The sequence below is a fragment of the Rhizobium jaguaris genome, from assembly GCF_003627755.1.
GTDB classification, from domain to species: domain Bacteria; phylum Pseudomonadota; class Alphaproteobacteria; order Rhizobiales; family Rhizobiaceae; genus Rhizobium; species Rhizobium jaguaris.
The window spans coordinates 887,720-908,947 of record NZ_CP032694.1 but is presented as its reverse complement, the minus strand read 5'-3'; the positions used below and the strand labels follow the sequence as shown (position 1 = coordinate 908,947).

General features: G+C 60.5%; 17 protein-coding genes. 7 read left to right on the top strand and 10 right to left on the bottom strand.

Features of this window, described 5'->3' with window-relative positions:
* Positions 1-2: 2 nt before the first annotated feature.
* Both CCGE525_RS04420 and CCGE525_RS04415 read right to left on the bottom strand, forming a co-directional pair.
* A complete protein-coding gene (locus tag CCGE525_RS04420; RefSeq protein ID WP_120706245.1) occupies positions 3-1,145 on the bottom strand; it encodes an ABC transporter ATP-binding protein in 1,143 nt (380 codons plus the stop codon).
* Between the two features lie 157 nt (positions 1,146-1,302).
* Positions 1,303-2,388, bottom strand: a complete 1,086-nt coding sequence (locus CCGE525_RS04415; RefSeq protein ID WP_245472130.1) for a polyamine ABC transporter substrate-binding protein — start codon at positions 2,386-2,388, stop codon at positions 1,303-1,305.
* Between the two features lie 332 nt (positions 2,389-2,720).
* On the opposite strand from CCGE525_RS04415, the gene CCGE525_RS04410 reads away from it, so the two are divergent.
* Positions 2,721-3,719 carry an aldo/keto reductase gene (locus tag CCGE525_RS04410; RefSeq protein ID WP_120706244.1) on the top strand — a complete coding sequence of 333 codons (999 nt, stop codon included), beginning with the start codon at positions 2,721-2,723 and terminating at the stop codon, positions 3,717-3,719.
* A gap of 54 nt (positions 3,720-3,773) precedes the next feature.
* Here CCGE525_RS04410 and CCGE525_RS04405 read toward each other — a convergent pair whose 3' ends face one another.
* Complete coding sequence (locus CCGE525_RS04405; RefSeq protein WP_120703225.1) at positions 3,774-4,646, bottom strand: LysR family transcriptional regulator; 873 nt, start codon at positions 4,644-4,646, stop codon at positions 3,774-3,776.
* A gap of 89 nt (positions 4,647-4,735) precedes the next feature.
* Between CCGE525_RS04405 and CCGE525_RS04400 the strand changes: the two genes are divergently transcribed.
* Positions 4,736-4,990: a hypothetical protein gene (locus tag CCGE525_RS04400; RefSeq protein WP_120703224.1), complete on the top strand. Its 255-nt coding sequence runs from the start codon at positions 4,736-4,738 to the stop codon at positions 4,988-4,990.
* Here the strand turns inward: CCGE525_RS04400 and CCGE525_RS04395 are convergent.
* From CCGE525_RS04395 to CCGE525_RS04390, 3 genes are all read right to left on the bottom strand, one after another.
* Positions 4,966-7,503 carry a methyl-accepting chemotaxis protein gene (locus CCGE525_RS04395; RefSeq protein ID WP_120703223.1) on the bottom strand — a complete coding sequence of 846 codons (2,538 nt, stop codon included), beginning with the start codon at positions 7,501-7,503 and terminating at the stop codon, positions 4,966-4,968. The genes CCGE525_RS04400 and CCGE525_RS04395 overlap by 25 nt on opposite strands.
* A 354-nt stretch (positions 7,504-7,857) precedes the next feature.
* Positions 7,858-8,001 carry a hypothetical protein gene (locus CCGE525_RS38215; RefSeq protein WP_162950124.1) on the bottom strand — a complete coding sequence of 48 codons (144 nt, stop codon included), beginning with the start codon at positions 7,999-8,001 and terminating at the stop codon, positions 7,858-7,860.
* A 230-nt stretch (positions 8,002-8,231) separates the two neighbouring features.
* Complete coding sequence (locus CCGE525_RS04390) at positions 8,232-9,368, bottom strand: BaiN/RdsA family NAD(P)/FAD-dependent oxidoreductase (RefSeq protein ID WP_245472129.1); 1,137 nt, start codon at positions 9,366-9,368, stop codon at positions 8,232-8,234.
* A 185-nt stretch (positions 9,369-9,553) separates the two neighbouring features.
* Here CCGE525_RS04390 and CCGE525_RS04385 point away from each other — a divergent pair, with 185 nt between their 5' ends.
* The 5 genes from CCGE525_RS04385 (at position 9,554) to edd (ending at position 16,625) form a co-directional block, all read left to right on the top strand.
* On the top strand, positions 9,554-10,990 hold the full coding sequence (locus CCGE525_RS04385) for a glutamine synthetase family protein (RefSeq protein ID WP_120703221.1): 1,437 nt from the start codon (positions 9,554-9,556) through the stop codon (positions 10,988-10,990).
* Between the two features lie 13 nt (positions 10,991-11,003).
* Positions 11,004-12,302 (top strand): NAD(P)/FAD-dependent oxidoreductase, encoded by a 1,299-nt coding sequence (locus tag CCGE525_RS04380; RefSeq protein ID WP_120703220.1) that lies wholly within the window; start codon positions 11,004-11,006, stop codon positions 12,300-12,302.
* Between the two features lie 130 nt (positions 12,303-12,432).
* Positions 12,433-13,908 carry a glucose-6-phosphate dehydrogenase gene (zwf, locus tag CCGE525_RS04375; protein ID WP_120703219.1) on the top strand — a complete coding sequence of 492 codons (1,476 nt, stop codon included), beginning with the start codon at positions 12,433-12,435 and terminating at the stop codon, positions 13,906-13,908.
* Between the two features lie 15 nt (positions 13,909-13,923).
* Positions 13,924-14,622, top strand: coding sequence for a 6-phosphogluconolactonase (gene pgl, locus CCGE525_RS04370; protein WP_120703218.1), 699 nt, complete (start codon positions 13,924-13,926; stop codon positions 14,620-14,622).
* A 179-nt stretch (positions 14,623-14,801) separates the two neighbouring features.
* Positions 14,802-16,625: a phosphogluconate dehydratase gene (edd, locus tag CCGE525_RS04365; RefSeq protein ID WP_120703217.1), complete on the top strand. Its 1,824-nt coding sequence runs from the start codon at positions 14,802-14,804 to the stop codon at positions 16,623-16,625.
* A 70-nt stretch (positions 16,626-16,695) separates the two neighbouring features.
* Here the strand turns inward: edd and CCGE525_RS04360 are convergent, their stop codons facing one another.
* From CCGE525_RS04360 to CCGE525_RS04345, 4 genes are all read right to left on the bottom strand, one after another.
* Entirely contained in the window at positions 16,696-17,109 is a 414-nt protein-coding gene (locus CCGE525_RS04360; protein WP_205587426.1) for a hypothetical protein, read from the bottom strand.
* A 139-nt stretch (positions 17,110-17,248) separates the two neighbouring features.
* Positions 17,249-18,340, bottom strand: a complete 1,092-nt coding sequence (locus CCGE525_RS04355; RefSeq protein ID WP_120703216.1) for an ABC transporter ATP-binding protein — start codon at positions 18,338-18,340, stop codon at positions 17,249-17,251.
* Between the two features lie 22 nt (positions 18,341-18,362).
* On the bottom strand, positions 18,363-20,015 hold the full coding sequence (gene bglA, locus CCGE525_RS04350; protein ID WP_120703215.1) for a beta-galactosidase BglA: 1,653 nt from the start codon (positions 20,013-20,015) through the stop codon (positions 18,363-18,365).
* 45 nt (positions 20,016-20,060) lie between these two features.
* Positions 20,061-21,227, bottom strand: coding sequence for a carbohydrate ABC transporter permease (locus CCGE525_RS04345; RefSeq protein WP_120703214.1), 1,167 nt, complete (start codon positions 21,225-21,227; stop codon positions 20,061-20,063).
* Position 21,228 lies beyond the last annotated feature (1 nt).

The following is a 21,228-nucleotide window of genomic DNA, read 5'->3' as shown; positions in this document are numbered from 1 at the left end:
GATCAGTCCCTCAGCAGCACACCGGCATTTTCGTCAAAGGAGACCCAGACGTCCTGGTCATAGGCAAAAGGCTCCTCCACGGCGCGCACCGCATTCAGCGACGAGGCCTTCACCACCTGTCCGCTCTTGAGCTTGACGTGGAAAACCGTCATGTCACCGAGATAGGCGATATCCCAGATCTCGCCCTCGGCGGCATTGACCGAGGCATTAGCCGGCGGGCGCGGCGTGACACGCAGCTTTTCCGGCCGAATGGCGAAGCCGGCGCGGCTGCCTTCAGTGGGCATCTCGCCAGTTGCGGTGCGCAAGGTAAAGCCGTTGTCGACCGCGATCTCGACCGTGCCGCCATTCGCGCGCGTGACATTGCCGTCGAGAATGTTCACATCGCCGATGAAATCGGCCACGAAGCGGGAATTGGGGGCTTCATAGATTTCCGCCGGCGTTGCCACCTGCACGACTCTGCCATGGCTCATCACGGCAATGCGGTCGGCCATGGTCATCGCCTCTTCCTGGTCGTGGGTAACGACGACGAAGGTGAGGCCGAGATTCTGCTGCAGGTCCATCAGCTCGAACTGGGTCTCCTCGCGCAGCTTCTTGTCGAGCGCGCCAAGCGGTTCGTCGAGCAGCAGCACCTTCGGCCGCTTGGCGAGCGAACGGGCGAGCGCCACACGCTGACGCTGCCCGCCCGAGAGCTGGTTCGGCTTGCGCTTTGCAAATTGCTCCAGCTTGACGAGCTTCAGCATCTGCGCGACGCGCTCTGCGATCTCGGCTTTCGGCATGCCATCCTGGCGCAGCCCGAAGGCGATGTTCTTTTCCACCGTCATATGCGGGAACAGCGCATAGGACTGAAACATCATGTTGACTGGACGACGGTAGGGCGGCGTGCCGGCAAGGTTCTGGCCGTCGAGGACGATCTCGCCTGTCGTCGGCTGCTCGAAGCCCGCGAGCATGCGCAGCAGTGTGGATTTGCCGCAGCCGGAAGCACCGAGCAGGGCGAAGAATTCGCGGTTGTAGATATCCAGCGAGAGATTGTCGACGGCGGTGAAATCGCCGAACTTCTTCGTGACATTCTTGAAGGAAATGTACGGCTTTGCCGAAGGATCGGTCCAAGGAGCAAAGGAGCGCCGGATGTTACCGAGAGACTTCATCATCTATCCCCGAAATCAATGGATGCCGCTCCGGCTTTTCCCCATCCGGTAGCGTTTCAGATTTCATATCAGCCCATCCAAAACTGCTCAGCGCCGTCCTGGACCACTGTTGCACTAAGGAAAGGCCCGGACGTTTCCGTCCGGGCCTTTGTCTGACTTATTGACCGGTAACGACCTTGGTCCACAAGCGCGTCGCCAGACGCTGCGTTTTCGGATCCCACGGCTTCACCGTGAATAGGTTTTTCATGATCTCGTCAGTCGGATAGACAGCCGGATCCTCCAATATTTCCTTGTTCACGAATTGCTGCGAAGCCTTGTTGCCGTTGGCATAGGCGACGAAGTTGCTGGCCTTGGCGATGACTTCCGGCTTCATAATGTAGTTCAGGAACTCGTGCGCCTCGGCCACGTGCGGCGCGTCGGCGGGTATCGCCATGACGTCGAACCACATCTGTGCCTGCTTCGGCATCGAATAGTCGACATGCACGCCGTTCTTAGCTTCTTCGGCGCGGTTGCGCGCCTGCAGGATGTCGCCGGAATAGCCGAAGGCGATGCAGATATCACCGTTGGCGAGCGCATTGATATATTCGGACGAGTGGAACTTGCGGATGAAGGGCCGGATCGACGTCAGGAGAGCCTCGGCCTTCTTGAAATCCTCAGGCTTAGTCGAGTTCGGGTCGAGGCCGAGATAGGCCAGCGCCGTTGGGATGACGTCCTTCGGCGCATCGAGCATATAGATGCCGCAATCCTTGAACTTGGCGGCGACCTTCGGGTCGAAAATCACTTCGAGCGTTGGCTTGTCGTCGGTGCCGAGGATCTGTTTCACCTTGTCGACATTGTAGCCGATGCCGTTGGTGCCCCACATATAGTCGACGGCATATTGGTTGCCGGGATCGTAGGTGGAAATGCGCTGCATCACCATGTCCCACATGTTGGAGATGTTCGGCAGCTTCGATTTGTCGAGCTTCTGGAACACACCAGCCTTGATCTGACGCTGCATGAAGTCCGCCGTCGGCACGACGATGTCGTAGCCGGTCTTGCCCGCCAAGAGCTTGGTTTCCAGCGTCTCGTTGGAATCGAAGGTATCGTAGACGACCTTGATGCCGGTTTCCTTTGTGAAATCGGCCAGGATCGAATCATCGATATAATCCGACCAGTTGTAGATGTTGACGACCTTGTCTTCTGCCTGGGCTGCCGTCACCAGCGAAACGGCCGCGAAAGCCGTTGCTGCGAGCCGTGCGAACATGGACTTCATAGTCTCTCCTGTTTTGTTCAAGGGCATCTTGGCGATACCCAACCCTCTGTTTTTCCCGTTAGACTAGAAAGGAATTCCGAAGGCTACAAGGGGGAAAAGTCGGCCCGTATGAGCTTTCGCGGATTCACTGAAATTCGGTGGAAGACGCCGCAGGAGCGGCGGTGCGCGAGCGCACGCGATTGTGAACGGAAGACTCGCTTCGCGCGCTGAATGCGGGGATGAGCTTTGCTAACATGACGACGTCTCATCTCGAATAGCTTCCCGCCTGTTTTCGCCGCCCTGTCCAAAGGGCAAACTCACCCGTGTTTTCCAAGGGTTTCACCATGCAGTATCAAAAATTCGGCAATACCGGTCTCAGCGTCTCCCGCCTGTGCCTAGGCACCATGACCTTCGGCCTGCAGATCGAGCAGGAAGACATCGCGCATGCCATTCTCGACAAGGCGACCGATGCCGGCGTCAACTTCATCGACACGGCCGACGTCTATCCGCTCGGCGGCGGCGAAGAGCTTGCCGGGCGCACCGAAGAGATCGTCGGCCGCTGGCTGAAGGGCAGGCGCGACCGCTTCATCGTCGCGACCAAGGCCGTCGGCAAGGTCGGTCCCTCCCCCTGGGATCAAGGTGCATCGCGCAAGCACCTTCTCGATGCTATCGATGCATCGCTGCGGCGTCTCGGCACCGACTATGTCGACCTCTATCAGCTCCATTCCGACGATCGTGAAACACCGATCGACGAGACGCTGGAGGCGCTCGACGTCATCGTGCGCTCGGGCAAGGCGCGTTATGTCGGCGTGTCGAATTTCCTCGCCTACCGGCTGGCGCTCGCGCTCGGCCGCGCCGATTTCCTTCGGACCGCCCGGTTCGTCTCGGTACAGCCGCGCTACAATCTGCTGTTCCGCCAGATCGAGCGCGAACTGTTGCCGCTCGCAGAAGAACAGCGCATTGCGGTCATTCCCTACAATCCGATCGCCGGCGGCCTCCTGACCGGCAAACACAAGCATGACGTCGCGCCGACGGAAGGCCGCTTCAGTTCGCAGGTGCGCAGTGCCGGCACCAATTATCTGCAGCGCTACTGGCACGAACGCGAATTCACGACGATCGAAAAGCTGCGCGGCATCGCCGATGAGGCCGGCCATTCGCTGACCCAGCTCGCCGTCGCCTGGGTGGCCGCCAATCCGGTGATCACCTCGGCCATCATCGGCGCAAGTCGCCCGGATCAGTTGACCGACACCCTCGCCGCCATCGACCTCAAGCTCGATCCGGCGTTGAAGGCAAAGCTGGACGACGCGACGGTGGAATACCGGTGGGGCGACGCAGTTCGCTGAACGTTAGCTGTCATCCAAGACCAAGAGACCGGCAGCTACCTTGGCTGCCGGTTTTCATATGTAGGTGGGGCGGTTGCCGGCGAAGAGGTCGGCATGACTCTTCAGCAGGCGCGTCATGCGATCGACCACGGTACGGATTTCGCGGCGGTGGCGGTCGGCGTCGTTCATGACGATCCATTGCCCGTGCCGCAGAGACGCGACCTCCTCGCCGACCCGCTCCAGCCGAGGTTCCAGATCGCCGACGAAGCAAGGAAGAACGGCGACGCCCGCTCCCGCCAGCACGAGATCGTGGAGGGAGCGCGGCCGGTTGACCGTCACCGCGATCGCCTCGCGCTCCTTCTGATGCGGCCAGCGCAGATAGGCGGAAATCGCCTCCTCTTCCGCCACGGCGATCCAGCGTCTCGGTCCGGCAAAGCGCATGTTGCGCGCCTGATAGGCGGCATAGGCAACATCGCCGGTTCTGATGGCTGCCAGATTGATCTCTTCTGGTTCAAAGGCGCGGATGCCGATGTCGCTTTCGCGATGGGCGAGGCTGGCACGGCGTTCGGCGAGATGGAGATCGATGCGGAAGCCATCTCGCTCGGAGCAGATCGACGGCATGTTCTGGCTGAGCAGCCAGCCGACCCAGGTGCCGGCCGCGATCCGGACGATGGCCGCGCCCTGAGTATCGCGCTGCCAGCTATCGACCTTGCGCGCGGCCGCTTCCATCTCCAGCAGTTGATCGAACAGTTCCTGGCCGTCGCCGGTCAGCGCGTAACCTGTCTGGCTGCGCTGAAAGAGCGAACGCCCGACTTGGCTCTCCAGTTCCAGCATGCGCCGACCGATCGTTGCCGGGCTCAAACCGCTCGAAGATGCAGCACCCGTCAGCCCGCCGCCACGGGCGACGTCGAGGAAAAGCTGATAGGAATCCCAGGTCGCATTTTTCATGACTGAAAAACATAGGGTGAAAACGACTGTTTATAAAGAAAATTTCTCTGTGTAATTGAAGGGATGCCTTTCAATATGGAGATTTTCCCATGGTCGACTGCATCGCTTTAGCCAGAATTATCCAGCTGGAGAATGAAGCTCGCCACGCGCTATGGCGCCGTAACGAGGACGCATTCTATCGAGAATACGGCCGTGACCCCTTGCCACTGTTTGCCTGGTTCGGGAACGCGCTCGATACGGGCTATGCGTGGTTCAAAACGAAAAAAGCGGACCGGCCTGATATCGGCCGGTCCGCCTGTGATGGTAACGATTGCTGCGCTCAGGCGGCTTCAGCCCGCAGATAGCCCGCGCCCTGCCCGCCTTCGATCTTGAACTGCTGGATCAGATAGAGCAGCGCGTCCGCTTCGGAGGCCAGTTCGCGGCTGGCCGCCGTGGTCTCTTCGACCATGGCCGCATTCTTCTGCGTCATCTGGTCCATCTGGTTGACGGAGGCGTTGACCTCCTGCAGCGCGCTTGCCTGATCGTGGCTGGCGCGCGCGATCATTTCCACATGCTGGCTGATGGTGACGATCTGTCCGCTGATCTGCGCCAGCACCGAGCCGGCCTCCTGGACGAATTGCGAGCCGGAATTGACCTCGTGGGTCGATTTGTTGATCAGCCCCTTGATCTCCTGTGCAGCAGCGGCGGAGCGCTGGGCGAGCTCGCGCACTTCCATGGCGACGACTGCAAAACCCTTGCCGGCCTCACCGGCGCGGGCGGCTTCGATACCGGCATTCAGCGCCAGCAGGTTGGTCTGGAAGGCGATCTCGTCGATGACGCCGATGATCTGCTCGATCTGTCGTGATGCATCCTCAATGCGTGCCATCGCATCGATAGCATTACCGACAACGACGGAACTGTCGTCGGCGCTGCGCTTGGCTTCGCGCACGATCGCATCAGCATCCTTGGCACGCTCGGCGGACGAGCGGACGGTGACGGTGATCTCGTCGACGGCGGCAGCGGTCTCCTCCAATGACGCGGCCTGCTGCTCGGTGCGCTTCGACAGGTCCTCGGCGGAGGCTGCCATCTGGCTGCCGTTGCTCTGGATCATCTCGACATTGTCGCGGACCTGGCTGAGGGTCTGTTGCAGGCGCGACAACGAGCTGTTGAAATCCTGGCGAAGCTGCTCGAGGCGACCGATGAAAGGCGTCTCGATCGTCGAAGAGATATCGCCTTGAGCGAGGCGCTCGAGACCGGCAGCAAGTTCGCTAACGGCGAAATCGATCTGGCGGTCGAGCTCGCGCTTTTCGGCGTCGTTGCGCTGGCGCTCGTGCTCGGCGGCAGTGCGCTCTTCGTCGCTCTGCTCCTCGATGCGGATTTTCGAGAGCGCATTTTCCTTGAAGATACCGAGAGCGCGCGCCATGTCGCCGATTTCGTCGTGGCGCTGCTCGCCGGAAATCGCGGTTTCCAGCATGCCGTCGGCAATGCGGCGCATGGCTGCGGTGATCTGGCCGATGGGGCGCTGCAGGGTCAAGACCAGGGCGATACCGCCGGCGACCGACAGGATGATGCCGAGCGTGGTGGCGAGGATCGAGATGTAGTTTGCCTGATCGCGTTCGGTGCCGGCACTCTGCTTCTGCGTTTCGGCAAAAGCGGTGAGCTGGCCCCAGACCTGGTCAAGCTGCTGACGGGCGCTGGCATATTCGGTGATGCGCTGAGCGATGGTGTCGACCAGCTTGCCACCGGCCGCATCCATCGACTTGATGGCAGGGCGGATGGCTGTGTCGATATCGCCCGCGAAATCCATGCCTTTGGCGCTCTGGTTCAGCGTATCCATGTCGCCGGCAAGCTTGGAGATTTCCTGACGCAGACGGACGAGATTGTCCTTGTTGGTATTGGACGTGAAATCGGCGAGCACGAGCTGCAGTGAATAGATCGAGCCTTCGAGACGGCGGGTGTCCTGCAGAACCGAATTGGTCTGGACGACACGGGCGTCCAGTTCAACGAAGGTTGTGGTCGCCTGGCGCATCATCTGAGTTGCCGTCAGCTGCGTATAGGTCGAAGTCTGACGGAAGCGCGAGAGCAGCCGGCCGATATTGGTGACGGTATCGTCCGTCGGTGCATCGGCGCTTTCGGTGAAGGCGGTCAGATCCTTGATCGTTCCCACCAGCGACTGAACGACGGCCTTCTGGTTCTGCGGCAATGCAAGGTCGATGGAGCGCTGTGCCTTGTTCAGATCCGGCAGCCGGTCCTTCAGAAGCTTGACCTTGTCCGCCGGCGACGCCGCTTTGTTGAAATCTTCAGCCACGGCAACCAGCATGTCGCCGCCCTTCAGCAGGCGATCGGCAGCGCGCAGCGTCGAGGTCGCGTCGGCCTGGTCCTGGCGCATTTGGTCTTCCAACTGCTGGCCATTGAAATCGACGTTGAAACGAGCGCTGATCAGCGCTCGCTGCGCATCGTCGATCAGTTTACGGAAGGCGACTTCCTGTTCATGCAGCGTCCAGAGCTTGGCGACGAGATTTGCCATGTCGGCGGTCTTCGTCGTCGCATCCGTGAGATTGTCACGGCCTTCCGCATCCTTGCCGAGCTGGTTGAGCGTTGCGTTCAGAACGCCCTGCTGCGATTTGATATCCTGATAAAGCTTGTCGCGCTGCTGCTCATTGGTAATGCGCAGGAAGTCATCCATCGAACCGTAGAGGTTCTTGAAGCCCGTCAGCGATTGCAACACGCTGTTCGAGATTTCCATGCGCCCCTGCAGCAGGCCCGAAGCGTAGAGACCGGTGAGGCCGACGGCGGAAATGCTGATGACGAAAGGCAGGACGAAGATCAGAACCTTCGTCTTGATCTTGAAACGGGACAGGATCTTGTCAATGAACATGGTGGCTTTGGCCTCTCATACACCGCTCCCCCTGCCGACGCCGCCGCGGCGCTGACCGGATGCATAACCATCAATCTTGAGATGTTCGCAGGCGGGGTCCTGACCAGCGCCAGGAGGCAATCATTGCTTCGGCTCTACGTTGTAGAAGCACGCCCCAGAAAATCTTCGCGGATTGTGAGTCCGATTGATTAATTTTCGGATAAGGGGCTGCCGCAGGAGGCCGCAAGGCCTTTTATACCAGGAAAAAGCGCGGAAATGCGGGGGATATGAGGGCTCGGCCGAGAAGATGTCCGGCGTATGTGCGAATGCCGACCGCCGAGGAAACGGCGACCAAAGCCGATCAGGCCGATAATATTAGAAGCTGCGCACAGCGAGGTAAGCGATGCAAGCAGCCGTGGCACCGGTCGCCAGCATCAGCAGCCGGATCGCCACCAACTTGGCATTGTCACGGGTTTGAGCAATTGCAATGGCGCGTGCGCGACGCTGTGTTCTGTTCATGAGCTTAAATCCCATTTTAGCATTTGCAGGATAACCGGCAAAAGGCCGTTCCGGCAACCGTCAATGTGTAGAATAAAGATGTAGGAATGGAAAACGCCGGAACCAGAGCATAGTCGTAATTGTCGCATGTCGCGAAAACCTGCTCAAAAGGCGTAGGGCGTTTGTAGCCGTTCTACTTCGGCAACACGATGATCGCGATCGCCAATTCCGTGGCGATCTTGCCGAACGCTTCAAGCCGCTTCGCCGGCAACGTGGCCGGAAGCCCAAGCCCACTGGAAATTATAGCCGCCGAGCCAGCCGGTAACGTCGACGCATTCGCCGATGAAGAAGAGGCCGGGGATGTTTTTCACTTGCATCGTCTTTGAATCGAGACAGGCGGTATCGACGCCGCCGAGCGTGACTTCCGCCGTGCGGTAGCCTTCGGAACCCGACGGCTTGACCGGCCAGGCTTGGACAGCGGCGGCAAGCTGCTGCAGGCGTTTATCGGGGTGATCGGCCATATTACCCGACATGCCCTCTCCCTCAGCGAAATGCTGTGCCAGCCGCTTCGGCAATATCTCCGCCAGGGCCGTCTGCGCCGATTGCCGGCCATTGGCCTGCCGGGCTGTTTTCAGGGTGATGAAAATGTCGATATCGGGCTCGATCGCGACCGTGATCTCGTCGCCTTCCCGCCAGTAGGAGGAGATCTGCAGGATTGCCGGACCGCTCAAGCCGCGATGGGTGAAAAGCAGGGCTTCGCGGAACGCCGTCTTGCCATGGCGAATCTCGGCGGGCGCGGCAATGCCGGCGAGCGGCGCCAAACGCTGGAGAAGCTGCGGGTCGAGGGTCAGCGGCACGAGGCCGGGACGCGTCTCGACGAGGGGCAGGCCGAACTGCTCCGCGACGCGGTAGGCAAAGCCGGTAGCGCCCATTTTCGGGATCGACTTGCCGCCTGTGGCAATGACCAGGGACGCCGCCTCCAATGCGCCCTCCGATGTGGCGACGCGATAGCCGCCGCCGGCGACGGGTTCGATCGCGCCGATTTCGGTGCGCAGCCGCAAATCCACGCCGGCGCACCGCATCTCGTCGGTCAGCATGCGGATGATATCCTTGGCGCTGTCGTCGCAGAAGAGCTGCCCGAGGGTCTTTTCATGCCAGGCGATGCCATGGCTCTCGACCATGGCCAGGAAATCCTTCGGCGTGAAGCGCGCCAGGGCCGACTTGGCAAAATGCTGATTGGCGGAAAGGAAATTCTTCGGGCCGGCATGGATGTTGGTGAAATTGCAGCGTCCGCCGCCAGAAATGCGGATCTTCTCGCCCGGCGCGACGGCGTGGTCGAGGACGACGACAGAGCGCCCGCGCTGGCCGGCGCGGATGGCGCACATCATGCCTGTGGCACCCGCGCCAAGAACGATCACATCATATCTGCCGGCCACGTTTCATTCCCTTATCGATTGCTGCGCTGCAGCGTCATTTTTCCATCATATGGCGAAAGTCCGAGCGGTTTTCCCCCTCGCCAATTGGCAAACTGTGGTTATGATGCAGTCACCGATCAACGCAAATACGGTGTTTTATGGCCGCGAGAAAGACCCCGCTGAAAGCTTCCATGCCGGTCTCGAAAGTCGCAACTGTACCCCCGAGTTTAAGATCGGCGCGCGGCGTGGCAAATTGGAAGGAAGCGGCTCAATGGCTGCGGGCGCGTGGGATCGAAGACATAGAATGCATCACACCGGACCTTGCGGGCGTGCCGCGCGGCAAGATGATGCCAACCTCGAAATTCACCTCCAACACCTCGCTGGCCCTGCCCTCGGCCATCTATCGCCACACGATTTCGGGTGAATATCCTGAGGAAACCGAGAGCTTCCGCTATGAGCCGCGTGACAGCGACCTAAAGCTCGTGCCGGATCTTTCGACGCTCTCCGTCGTGCCCTGGGAAAGCGATCCGACGGCGCAGGTGATCTGCGACATCGTCAATTCCGATGGCGAGGCGGTGTCCTACACGCCGCGCAATCTGCTGAAGCGGATCATGGGGCTTTACCGTGATCGCGGCTGGAAGCCGGTGGTGGCGCCGGAGATCGAATTCTATCTGGTCGCCAAGAATGACGATCCGGACTATCCGTTGCATCCGCCGAAGGGCCGGTCGGGTCGCTCAATCCTCGGGGGCCAGGGCTATTCGATCGCGGGCATCAACGAATTCGACGAACTGATCGACGATATCTATCACTTCTCCGAAAAGCAGGGCCTGGAGATCGACACTCTGATCCATGAGGAGGGTCCGGCGCAGCTTGAAATCAACCTGCGCCATGGCGATCCGATCGAGCTTGCCGACCAGGTGTTCATGTTCAAGCGCACCATCCGTGAAGCGGCGATGAAGCACGGCATCTATGCCACCTTCATGGCCAAGCCGATCCAGAGCCAGCCGGGTTCGGCAATGCACATCCACCAGTCTGTGGTCAACATCGAGACCGGCAAGAACGTTTTCACCAATCCGGACGGCAGCCCCTCGCCGGAATTCTTCCACTTCATCGGCGGCATGCAGCGCTACGTGCCGAACGCGCTAGCGATGCTCGCGCCCTACGTGAACTCCTATCGGCGCCTGGCGCCGAACATGTCCTGCCCTGTCAACAACGCCTGGGGCTACGACAACCGCACGACGGCTTTCCGCGTGCCGGTCTCCGATCCGCAGGCGCGCCGCGTCGAGAACCGCTTGCCGAGCTCGGACGCCAACCCGTATCTGGCGCTCGCAGCCTCGCTCGCCTCCGGCTTGCTCGGCATCATGAAGAAGGTGGCACCGACGGCGCCGACCGAGGATTCGGCCAATGAAGGTTCGATCGACCTGCCGCGCGGCCTTCTCGAGGCTATTGCGCTCTTGGAAGACGAGCCGGCTTTCGAAGAGGTTCTGGGCAAGGACTTCATCGACATCTATGTCGGCGTCAAGCGCGGCGAATTCGAAACCTTCATGCAGGTGATCAGCCCCTGGGAGCGGGAATTCCTTCTGCTCAACGTGTGAGAGAGGCCCGCCCGTGACATTGCAGGAAGCATGGCAGAGCCCGATCGCGCCGGGCCTTTCCTGGTATCAGGCAACCGTCGGCCCTCGCTCCGCCTATCCCAAGCTCGACGGCTCGTGCAGCGCCGACGTCGCCATCATCGGCGGCGGCTATACCGGCCTGCAGGCGGCTTACAATCTTGCCAAGGCCGGCGTCGATGTCGCATTGATCGACGCCAACCGCCTCGGTGATGGCGCGTCCGGCCGCAATGGCGGCCAGCTAGGCACCGGCCAACGCTCATGGCCGGAAGAGCTGGAAGAGAAGATCGGCTACGAGCGCTCCAAGGCACTGTTCGATCTTGCCGAAGATGCCAAGCGTCACCTTTTCGATTTTGCCGCTGAGCACAACATCGACATCGACTTCATGCCCGGCCAGATGAATGTCACCCATAAGCGGAGCTACAAGCGCGACTATATGGAGAACGCCGAAATCGCCGCGACGCGCTACGGCTATGCGCATGTGAGTTTCATGGATCAGGCCGAAACGCAGGAGCGGCTTGGCTCCAAGTTCTATCTCTATGGCGTCAGGGACATGGGTACGGGCCATATCCATCCGCTGAAACTGCTCATCGGCCTGGCGCGGGCAGCGAAGGCCGCCGGTGCATCAATCTTCGAAATGACACCGGCAAAGGCGATCCGCCAATCTGGCGGCAAAACGTTGATCGAGACCGACAGCGGCACGATCACTGCCGACCGAGTCCTGATCGCCTGCAACGGTTATATCGGCAATCTGGAGCCGGTGACCGCAAGTCATGTCATGCCGATCCGCTCCTTCATCGGCGCGACGGAACCGCTCGACAAGTTTCCGGATGTCCTGCCCGGCGGCGAAGCAGTGGCGGATTCGCGATTCGTGGTGCGCTATTTCCGAAAGTCGAAGGACGGGCGTCTGCTGTTCGGCGGGCGCGAGGCCTACACGTCCGATAACCCGCGCGACATAACGCAGCACATCCGCCGCCAGATCGCCGAAATCTATCCCGGCCTCGGCAATATCGCCATCACCCACGCCTGGGGTGGATCGGTCGGCATCACCATGCCGCGCCAGCCTTTCGTGCGGGAGGTCATGCCCGGCGTCACCTCCATCGGAGGCTATTCCGGGCACGGAGTCATGCTGTCAAATTATTGCGGTAAACTTTATGCGAAAACGGTTCTCGGGAACGCCGACGACCTTGCGCTTTTCAAGTCGTTGAACATCCCGCCCTTTCCCGGCGGCGCGCGCATGCGGGCGCCTCTTCTGTTCCTGGCGCTCACGTGGTTTGCGTTGCGCGACAGGTTTTAGACACAGAATGGATTTCCTCTTCCGGCAATCCGCTCTAAAAAGCCGAGTCTGAATTTTGCGATGCACACTGGCCTTTTTAAATCGATTAGATTAAAAGGGGCCTTAACCAAGACCGATTGAGAGATAGCTCATGAGCAGCCAAATCATTCCCGTTGAACCATTTGACTATGTCGTTTTCGGCGGCAGCGGCGACCTCGCTGAACGCAAGCTCCTGCCCGCCCTTTATCATCGTCAGATCGAAGGTCAATTTTCCGAACCGACCCGCATCATCGGCGCATCACGCAGCGCGCTCTCGCATGAAGAATACCGCAAGTTCGCCGAAGCCGCCCTGAAAGAGCACCTGAAGAAGGGTGAATACGACGACGCGGAAGTGAAGAAATTCTGCGCGCGCCTGTTCTACGTGCCGGTCGACGCCAAGACCGATGCCGGCTGGGATCAGCTCAAGAAGATTCTGGACGAGGGCAAGAACCGCGTTCGCGCCTTTTATCTGGCCGTCGCGCCTGGCATTTTCGGCGATATCTCGCAGAAAATCTCCGATCACAAACTGATCACCAACCAGACCCGCATCGTCGTCGAAAAGCCGATCGGCCGTGACCTCGATTCGGCGCTGAAGCTCAACGACACGATCGGTAAGGTCTTCAAGGAAGAGCAGATCTTCCGCATCGACCACTATCTCGGCAAGGAAACGGTGCAGAACCTGATGGCGCTGCGCTTTGCCAACGCGCTCTATGAGCCGCTGTGGAATGCCGACCATATCGATCACGTGCAGATCACGGTTGCCGAATCGGTCGGCCTCGAAGGCCGCGCCGGTTACTATGACACGGCCGGCGCGCTGCGCGACATGGTGCAGAACCACATCCTGCAGCTCCTCTGCTTGACGGCGATGGAAATCCCCTCCTCGATGGATTCCGAAGCCGTCCGCGACGAGAAGCTGAAAGTTCTGCGCGCACTGAAGCCGATCGACGCTTCCAATGTCGAGCAGGCGACCGTGCGCGGCCAATATCGCGCCGGCGCTTCCGCGGGCGGTCCCGTCAAGGGCTACCTCGACGAGCTGGAAGGCGGCGTCTCCAACACCGAGACCTTCGTCGCCATCAAGGCCGAGATCGGCAACTGGCGTTGGGCCGGCGTGCCTTTCTACATCCGCACCGGCAAGCGTCTTGCCGGCCGCATGTCGGAAATCGTCATCACCTTCAAGCCCATCCCGCATAACATTTTCGATCAGGCTGCCGGCCGCATCGTCGCCAACCAATTGGTCATCCGCTTGCAGCCGGACGAAGGCGTCAAGCAGTCGCTGATGATCAAAGACCCCGGTCCGGGTGGCATGCGCCTGCGCAACGTCTCGCTCGACATGAGCTTCGCCTCGGCTTTCAACGTCCGCAATCCGGACGCCTACGAACGTCTGCTGATGGACGTCATCCGTTCCAACCAGACGCTGTTCATGCGCCGCGACGAAGTGGAAGCCGCATGGCGATGGGTCGATCCGATCCTCAAGGGCTGGGAAGAGGCCGGCCAGCAAGTGCAGGGCTATACCGCCGGCACCTGGGGTCCGAGCCAGGCTATCGCGCTCATCGAGCGTGACGGCCGCACATGGCATGACGATATCTAAACTGGGACGACGACGATGACAGCGAACATGCATGCTTTCGCCAATGGTGCCGAACTCGCCGGCAAGCTCGCGGACAAGGTGGTCGAGGCTCTCTCGGCCGCCATCGCCGCCCGCGGCTCTGCAAGCATTGCGGTCTCCGGCGGTTCGACGCCGAAGGCCTTCTTCCAGACGCTGTCATCGCGTCCGCTCGACTGGAGCAAGGTGACGATCACTCTTGTCGACGAACGGTTCGTGCCGGCTGACAATCCGCGCTCGAACCACCTGCTCGTCCAGGAAAACCTGCTGAAGGACAAGGCCGCGTCGGCACAGTTCTTTCCGCTCTATCAGGCCGCGGCCTCCGTCGAGGAAGCCGCCGTCATCGCCACGGAAAAGACCAAGAGCATCGGCTATCCCTTCGACGTCGCCATCCTCGGCATGGGCAATGACGGCCACACGGCCTCGTTCTTTCCAGGCGGGAGCAATCTCGCTGCGGCGCTCGATCCGAAAAGCCCGCGCGGCATCATCACGATGGAAGCCGAAGGGGCCGGCGAACCCCGGCTGACCTTCACTTTCTCCAGCCTTCAGGATGCCCGATTGCTGGTGCTGCATATCGAGGGACAGGGCAAAAAGGACGTCCTCGCCAAAGCCGAAGCGCCGGGCGATGAGACCGAGATGCCGATCCGCGCAGTGCTGCGCCGGGCCGCCTCGCCGGTCGAGATTTATTGGGCTCCCTGACAGGCCGAACGGCCATCATCGGATCCTGAAAGACACAGCAACCGCTGCTGCGCCGTGCGCCCGAGAGGGCGTGCCGGGATTGCAGTGACATTTGAAGTCTGCGCCTAGCCCTTTCCCAAGATAAGATCAGCGTTGATCTTTCGGGGTTAGGCGCAAAAACAGACGGAGGCAGATCGACCATGGCCGCTGACGCCCGCATTTCCGCGATTACCACACGCATCGTCGAGCGCTCGAAGCCGACGCGCGAGCGCTATCTGGACCGCCTGCGCAATGCCGCAACCGCGGGCGTACAGCGCTCCGTGCTCGGCTGCGCCAACCTCGCGCACGGCTTTGCCATCTGTTCCCCCTCCGAGAAGGATGCGCTGGCGGGCGACCGCGTGCCCAATCTCGGTATCATCACCTCCTATAACGACATGCTCTCGGCGCATCAGCCCTTCGAGACCTACCCCGCGATCATCCGCGAGGCGGCAGCAGAGGCCGGCGGCATCGCCCAGGTCGCCGGCGGCGTGCCTGCGATGTGCGACGGCGTCACGCAGGGACAGCCGGGCATGGAACTGTCGCTGTTCTCGCGCGACCTGATCGCCATGGCAGCCGGTGTCGGCCTGTCGCACAACATGTTCGACGCGGCCGTCTTCCTCGGCGTCTGCGACAAGATTGTGCCTGGTCTGGTCATCGCCGCGCTCTCCTTCGGCCATCTGCCGGCCGTCTTCATTCCCGCCGGCCCGATGACCTCCGGCCTGCCGAATGACGAGAAGTCGCGCGTGCGCCAACTCTTTGCCGAAGGGAAGGTCGGCCGCGCCGAACTGCTGGAGGCCGAATCGAAATCCTACCACGGCCCTGGCACATGCACCTTCTACGGCACGGCCAATTCGAACCAGATGCTGATGGAGATCATGGGCTTCCACATGCCCGGCGCCTCCTTCGTCAATCCAGGCACACCGCTGCGCGAAGCACTGACACGCGAGGCCGCTAAGCGGGCGCTCGCCATTACCGCCATGGGCAATGAATTCACGCCCGCCGGCGAAATGATCGATGAGCGTTCGATCGTCAACGGTGTCGTCGGCCTGCATGCGACCGGCGGCTCGACCAACCATACGATGCACCTCGTCGCCATGGCGCGGGCAGCCGGCATCGTCCTTACCTGGCAGGACATTTCCGAGCTTTCGGACATCATTCCGCTGCTTGCCCGCGTCTATCCGAACGGGCTTGCCGATGTGAACCATTTCCATGCCGCTGGCGGCATGGGCTTTCTGATCAAGGAGCTCCTGAAGAAGGGGCTGCTGCACGACGATGTCCGCACCGTCGCCGGCCAGGGACTTTCCGCCTATTCGATCGAGGTGAAGATCGGCGCCGATGGCGGTGTCGTCCGTGAGCCGGCGCCGGAAAAGAGCGGCGATCCCAAGGTACTGGCAGGCATCGAAACGCCGTTCCAGACCACGGGCGGCCTGAAGATGCTGCGCGGCAATATCGGCAAGGCGGTGATCAAGATTTCCGCCGTCAAGCCGGAGCGGCACATCATCGAGGCGCCGGCCGTCATCTTCCACGATCAGCTTGAAATGCAGCAGGCGTTCAAGGACGGCAAACTGAACCGCGATTTCGTCGCTGTCGTCCGTTTCCAGGGGCCAAAGGCGAACGGCATGCCAGAGCTGCACAAGCTGACACCTGCCCTCGGCGTGCTGCAGGACCGTGGCTTCCGCGTGGCACTTCTGACCGACGGACGCATGTCCGGCGCATCCGGCAAGGTCCCGGCCGCCATCCACGTCACCCCCGAAGCTGTCGAGGGCGGACCGATCGCCCGCATCAAGGAAGGCGACATCATCCGCATCGACGCGATTGCCGGCACGCTGGAGGTGCTGGTCGACGCCGCCGACATGGCCGAACGCGATCCTGTCGTTGCCGACCTCTCCGCAAACGAATTCGGCATGGGCCGCGAGCTCTTCGCGCCGTTCCGCCATGGCGCCGGCCCGGCCGATCAGGGCGCCAGCGTCCTGTTCCATCATTGAAACGATAACGGCCCAAAAAGAACCCAGCGCGGCTGACGCTGCGCGGGGCTCTTTTTTGCTTCGGTTCAAATCAAGCGCGGATATCGAGTACGCGGTCGCGATGCGACGGATGGGTACTATAGACGAAGATCTTGTTCATTTCCTTCTCCGACAGCAGGCGCAGGAAACGGACCTCGATGGTGTTGTTGGGGAAGATCTTCATCAGGATGCAGCCAACCTTGGTGATGCGCGCATCGGGGATGTCGAGATAGAATTGCTTTGGCAGATTATATTGGGTGAGGATTGCCAGGATCGCGCTGCTCTGCGAGATCCGGATGATATCGCAGCGGCGTGACGCCAAGTTCATGACGCCTTTTTCGGTATATTCGATCCGCGCTGCGTTCATCGTATCCTCCATTTTGTACCGCACCTCGCGGTCGTACATGAAGGATTCTTCCTTGTTGAGGAAATGGTGGCCTGGAGTAGCCGTGCCGGAAGCTGCCATCGTCGTAAATCCCTAAAGTATATTACGAAACGCAGGCTAACAGTGGGGATTTAACAGAAGGTTTGGAAGCGCTAGACCAAGTGTATTTTATTAGATTTCTATACTTGGACTAGCGCTCCCGCGCCCTTGGGAGGATGCCTTATTGCTTGCGATAGGTGTGGCCTTCAGCATCGAAGAGATGCAGCTTCTGCCTATCGGCCGCAAAGCGCATCTTCTGCCCGCGCTTAACGTCTGCGATGCCTGGGATCTTGACGATGATCGGCTCACCGTTCACCAGGCCCTCGATGTAAAGTTGCGTGACCTCGCCGAGTGCTTCGACGATAGAGACCTCGCCTTCGAAGAGGTAGTTCTCGTCGGTGGCAACCCTCAGATCTTCCGGGCGAACGCCGAAGCTCGCGGTCTTGCCGTGCTCCGACGCCGCCGTCGGGATGTCGAGCATCACCGCCTTGCCGCCCGTCAGCGTTACAGTCGTCGTCGCGCCAGTTTGGCTGACCGTCGCCGGGAAGATGTTCATGGCCGGCGAGCCGATGAACTTCGCCACGAAGAGATTGGCCGGACGCTCGTAGAGCTCGAGCGGCGCGCCGACCTGCTCCACCCGCCCGGCCGACAATACGACGATGCGGTCGGCCAAGGTCATGGCTTCCACCTGGTCGTGGGTGACGTAGATCATCGTCGTCTCGGGCATGGAGTCGCTGAGCTTGGCGATCTCGATCCGCGTTGCCACGCGCAACGCGGCGTCGAGGTTCGAGAGCGGTTCGTCGAACAGAAAGACCTTCGGGTTGCGGCAGATGGCGCGACCGATTGCAACACGCTGGCGCTGACCACCCGAGAGAGCCTTGGGGAGGCGCTCGAGATATTGCGTGAGCTGCAAGCTCGCCGCTGCAGCGCGAACGCGACGGTCGATTTCTTTCTTGTTCTCCCCGGCGATCCGCATGCCGAAAGCCATGTTGTCGTAAACGGTCATATGCGGATAGAGAGCGTAGGATTGGAAGACCATCGCAATGCCGCGCCTGGACGGCGGCACCTCGTTGACTTTCTGCCCCGCGATGAGCATGTCACCGGAAGTGATGCTTTCGAGCCCGGCGATCATGCGCAGCAACGTGGATTTGCCGCATCCGGACGGCCCAACGAAGACGATGAATTCGCCCTCCTGGATGTCCAGATCGATGCCGTGCAGAACATGCACATTTCCGTATGATTTCCGGATGTCCTTTAGAACAAGTCCTGTCATCTATGCTCTCCTCCCCAAAAGCTCAGGCCAAGCGCGCGAAATAAGCGCCCCAGGCCGGAATATCGATCTGATTGCCGTAGTTGTTGCTTGCGAAACCGTGACCGGCCAGGACCTGCCAGCTCCCCTCAGGCAGGTTTGCCGCTATCTCCGTCGCGCTCATGTTGAACATGCAGAGGATGGTTTCGTTGCCATAGTGACGCGTGTAAAGCAGCACGTCCCCCTGCGGTTCCGTGAAGGCGATCTCACCCTTGGCAAAAGCCGGGTGCTGCTTGCGGAAGGCGAGGAAGCGGCGATACTGCTCCAGCACGGAATTCTCGTCGCCGTGCTGCACGCTGACGGCACGCAGAATATGCTCTACCGGCACCGGCAGCCAGGGCTTTACCGTCGAGAAGCCGCCTTGGGTGACCTGACTGTCCCAGACCATCGGTGTGCGGCAGCCGTCTCGGCCCTTGAATTCCGGCCAGAACTGGATGCCGTAGGGATCCTGCAGATCCTGATAGGCGAGATCGGCTTCCGTTAGGCCGAGCTCTTCGCCCTGATAGAGGCAAACGGAGCCGCGCAGTGTCAGGAGCAGGGCCGCATATTGCTTGGCAAGCGCATCGCGGTCGGCGACCAGGCTGCCCCAGCGGCTGACATGGCGCATCACGTCATGGTTTGAAAATGCCCAGCATGCCCAACCTTCCGGCGCGGCTTCAGCAAAATCCTTCATCACATCTTCGACGCGCTCCGGCGACAGCGGGTCCGGCGCCAGGAACTCGAAGGCATAGCACATATGCATCTTGTCGTTGCCGGAGGTATATTCGCCGACGATCTCAAGACCGCGCTGGCTGTCGCCGACTTCGCCGACGGCGGCAATCGCTGGATATTCGTCGAGCACGGCCCGGAACCGCTGCAGGAACTTCAGATTTTCCGGGCGGTTCTTGTCGTAGAGATGTTCCTGGAAGTTATAGGGATTGACCGCCGGTGCGGTCGACGCGTTGCGGCGCGCTGGTTCCAGTGCCGGATTGTCGCGCAGCTCCCTATCGTGGAAATAGAAGTTGATGGTGTCGAGGCGGAAGCCGTCGACGCCCCGGTCCAACCAGAAACGCACGACATCCAGCAGTCGTTCCTGAACCTCGGGATTGTGCAGGTTCAGGTCCGGCTGCGAGATCAGGAAATTGTGCATGTAATATTGCATGCGGGTCGGATCCCAAGCCCAGGCAGAGCCGCCGAAGATCGACAGCCAGTTATTCGGCGGTGTGCCATCCGGCTTGGCGTCGGCCCAGACATACCAGTCGGCCTTGGGATTGTCCTTGCTCGAACGACTTTCGACAAACCAGGGATGGTGGTCGGAGCTGTGCGACAACACCAGATCGATCATCACCTTGATGCCGAGGCGGTGCGCTTCCGTCATCATTGCGTCGAAATCGGCAAGCGTACCGAAGATCGGATCGACATCTTCATAGTTGGAGACGTCGTAGCCGAAATCGCGCATGGGCGACGTGAAGAACGGCGAAATCCAGATCGCATCGGCACCAAGGGCGGCAATGTGCGGCAGGCGGACGGCGATACCCTTGAGGTCGCCGATGCCGTCGCCGTTGGAGTCCTGATAGGAGCGCGGATAGATCTGATAGATCACCGCTCCGCGCCACCAGTCTTTGTCCACCGTCGAAATCGATTGAGAGGCAATGCTCATTCTTAATAGGTCCTGTATGGGCTGTATAGGTGGAAAGGTCTTGGATCAGCCCCCCTTCACCGACCCGGCGAGCAGACCGCGCACGAGATAGCGCTGCAGACCGAAGAAGACGAGGAGCGGAATAAGAATGGTGACGAAAGCGGAGGCCGTCAGGATTTCCCAATTGCCGCCACGCGAGCCAAGCAAAGCATTCAGGGCTGCCGTCAGAACCAGATGATCCTTGTCGGTGCCGAGGAACACCATGGCGATCAGAAGATCATTCCAGACCCAGAGGAACTGGAAGATCGCGAAGGAGGCGAGCGCCGGAAAGGACAGAGGCAGGATGATCTTGACGAAAATGTCGAAGTCGCTGGCGCCGTCGACGCGTGCGGATTCGATGATTTCCTTCGGCAGGCCCGCGATGTAGTTGCGCAGCAGGTAGATGGCGAGCGGCAGGCCGAAGGCGGTATGCGCCATCCAGATGCCGGGATAGGTCTTCGACGGTACGCCGAATACCTGGCCGATATCGTTGTAGATGCGCAGCAGCGGGATCAGCGACATCTGCAACGGCACGACGATAAGGCCAACGACAAGCGCAATCAGCAGCGCTCGACCACGAAAATCCATCCAAGCAAGCGCATAGGCCGCGAAAGCAGCAATCAGGATCGGAATGATCGTCGCTGGAATGGCGACCGTCAGCGAATTGATAAAGGACTGACCGATGCCTTCGCCCGTCAGAACCGTCCGGTAGTTATCCCTGGTGAATTCCGGCGGCGTCGCGACCGTCAAATACACGCGTCTGGCGCGCTCATCGGCGGCGAAAGCGCCGTTCCTCTGCAAGAGATAGGTACCATCGGAATTGATGGTTAGACTTTCGCCATCGCCGAGGTCGGCCTGCGACCCGGCCTGATAGGCGGCCGGTTCCTGGACGCGCAGACCAAAGGATCTGACCCTGCCGCTGCCGTTATTGTTGCTGCCGTCGAAGACATTGCCTTTGATGATGTAGTTGGCCCCGTCCTGAGTTGCCTTGTCGGAACCGGCAAGACGGACGGCAATCGTCCTGGACGAGCCCGAGAAGGAGGTCCACCAGCCGGAGACCACGATCTGGTCTTTGTCACGCAAGGCCGTAACGAAGATCCCGAGCGTCGGGATCAGCCAGATGATGACGATCAGCAGCACGGCGAAATGGACGAAGAGGCGAGCTGGGCCGATGCGGCCAAGGTTTCCGAGCATG

Coding starts and splice junctions, on each gene's coding strand:
- CCGE525_RS04420 (WP_120706245.1), bottom strand. CDS start 1,145: ATGAAGTCTCTCGGTAACATCCGGCGCTCCTTTGCTCCTTGGACCGAT.
- CCGE525_RS04415 (WP_245472130.1), bottom strand. CDS start 2,388: ATGTTCGCACGGCTCGCAGCAACGGCTTTCGCGGCCGTTTCGCTGGTG.
- CCGE525_RS04410 (WP_120706244.1), top strand. CDS start 2,721: ATGCAGTATCAAAAATTCGGCAATACCGGTCTCAGCGTCTCCCGCCTG.
- CCGE525_RS04405 (WP_120703225.1), bottom strand. CDS start 4,646: ATGAAAAATGCGACCTGGGATTCCTATCAGCTTTTCCTCGACGTCGCC.
- CCGE525_RS04400 (WP_120703224.1), top strand. CDS start 4,736: ATGGTCGACTGCATCGCTTTAGCCAGAATTATCCAGCTGGAGAATGAA.
- CCGE525_RS04395 (WP_120703223.1), bottom strand. CDS start 7,503: ATGTTCATTGACAAGATCCTGTCCCGTTTCAAGATCAAGACGAAGGTT.
- CCGE525_RS38215 (WP_162950124.1), bottom strand. CDS start 8,001: ATGAACAGAACACAGCGTCGCGCACGCGCCATTGCAATTGCTCAAACC.
- CCGE525_RS04390 (WP_245472129.1), bottom strand. CDS start 9,368: ATGATGTGCGCCATCCGCGCCGGCCAGCGCGGGCGCTCTGTCGTCGTC.
- CCGE525_RS04385 (WP_120703221.1), top strand. CDS start 9,554: ATGGCCGCGAGAAAGACCCCGCTGAAAGCTTCCATGCCGGTCTCGAAA.
- zwf (WP_120703219.1), top strand. CDS start 12,433: ATGAGCAGCCAAATCATTCCCGTTGAACCATTTGACTATGTCGTTTTC.
- pgl (WP_120703218.1), top strand. CDS start 13,924: ATGACAGCGAACATGCATGCTTTCGCCAATGGTGCCGAACTCGCCGGC.
- edd (WP_120703217.1), top strand. CDS start 14,802: ATGGCCGCTGACGCCCGCATTTCCGCGATTACCACACGCATCGTCGAG.
- CCGE525_RS04360 (WP_205587426.1), bottom strand. CDS start 17,109: ATGGCAGCTTCCGGCACGGCTACTCCAGGCCACCATTTCCTCAACAAG.
- CCGE525_RS04355 (WP_120703216.1), bottom strand. CDS start 18,340: ATGACAGGACTTGTTCTAAAGGACATCCGGAAATCATACGGAAATGTG.
- bglA (WP_120703215.1), bottom strand. CDS start 20,015: ATGAGCATTGCCTCTCAATCGATTTCGACGGTGGACAAAGACTGGTGG.
- CCGE525_RS04345 (WP_120703214.1), bottom strand. CDS start 21,227: ATGCTCGGAAACCTTGGCCGCATCGGCCCAGCTCGCCTCTTCGTCCAT.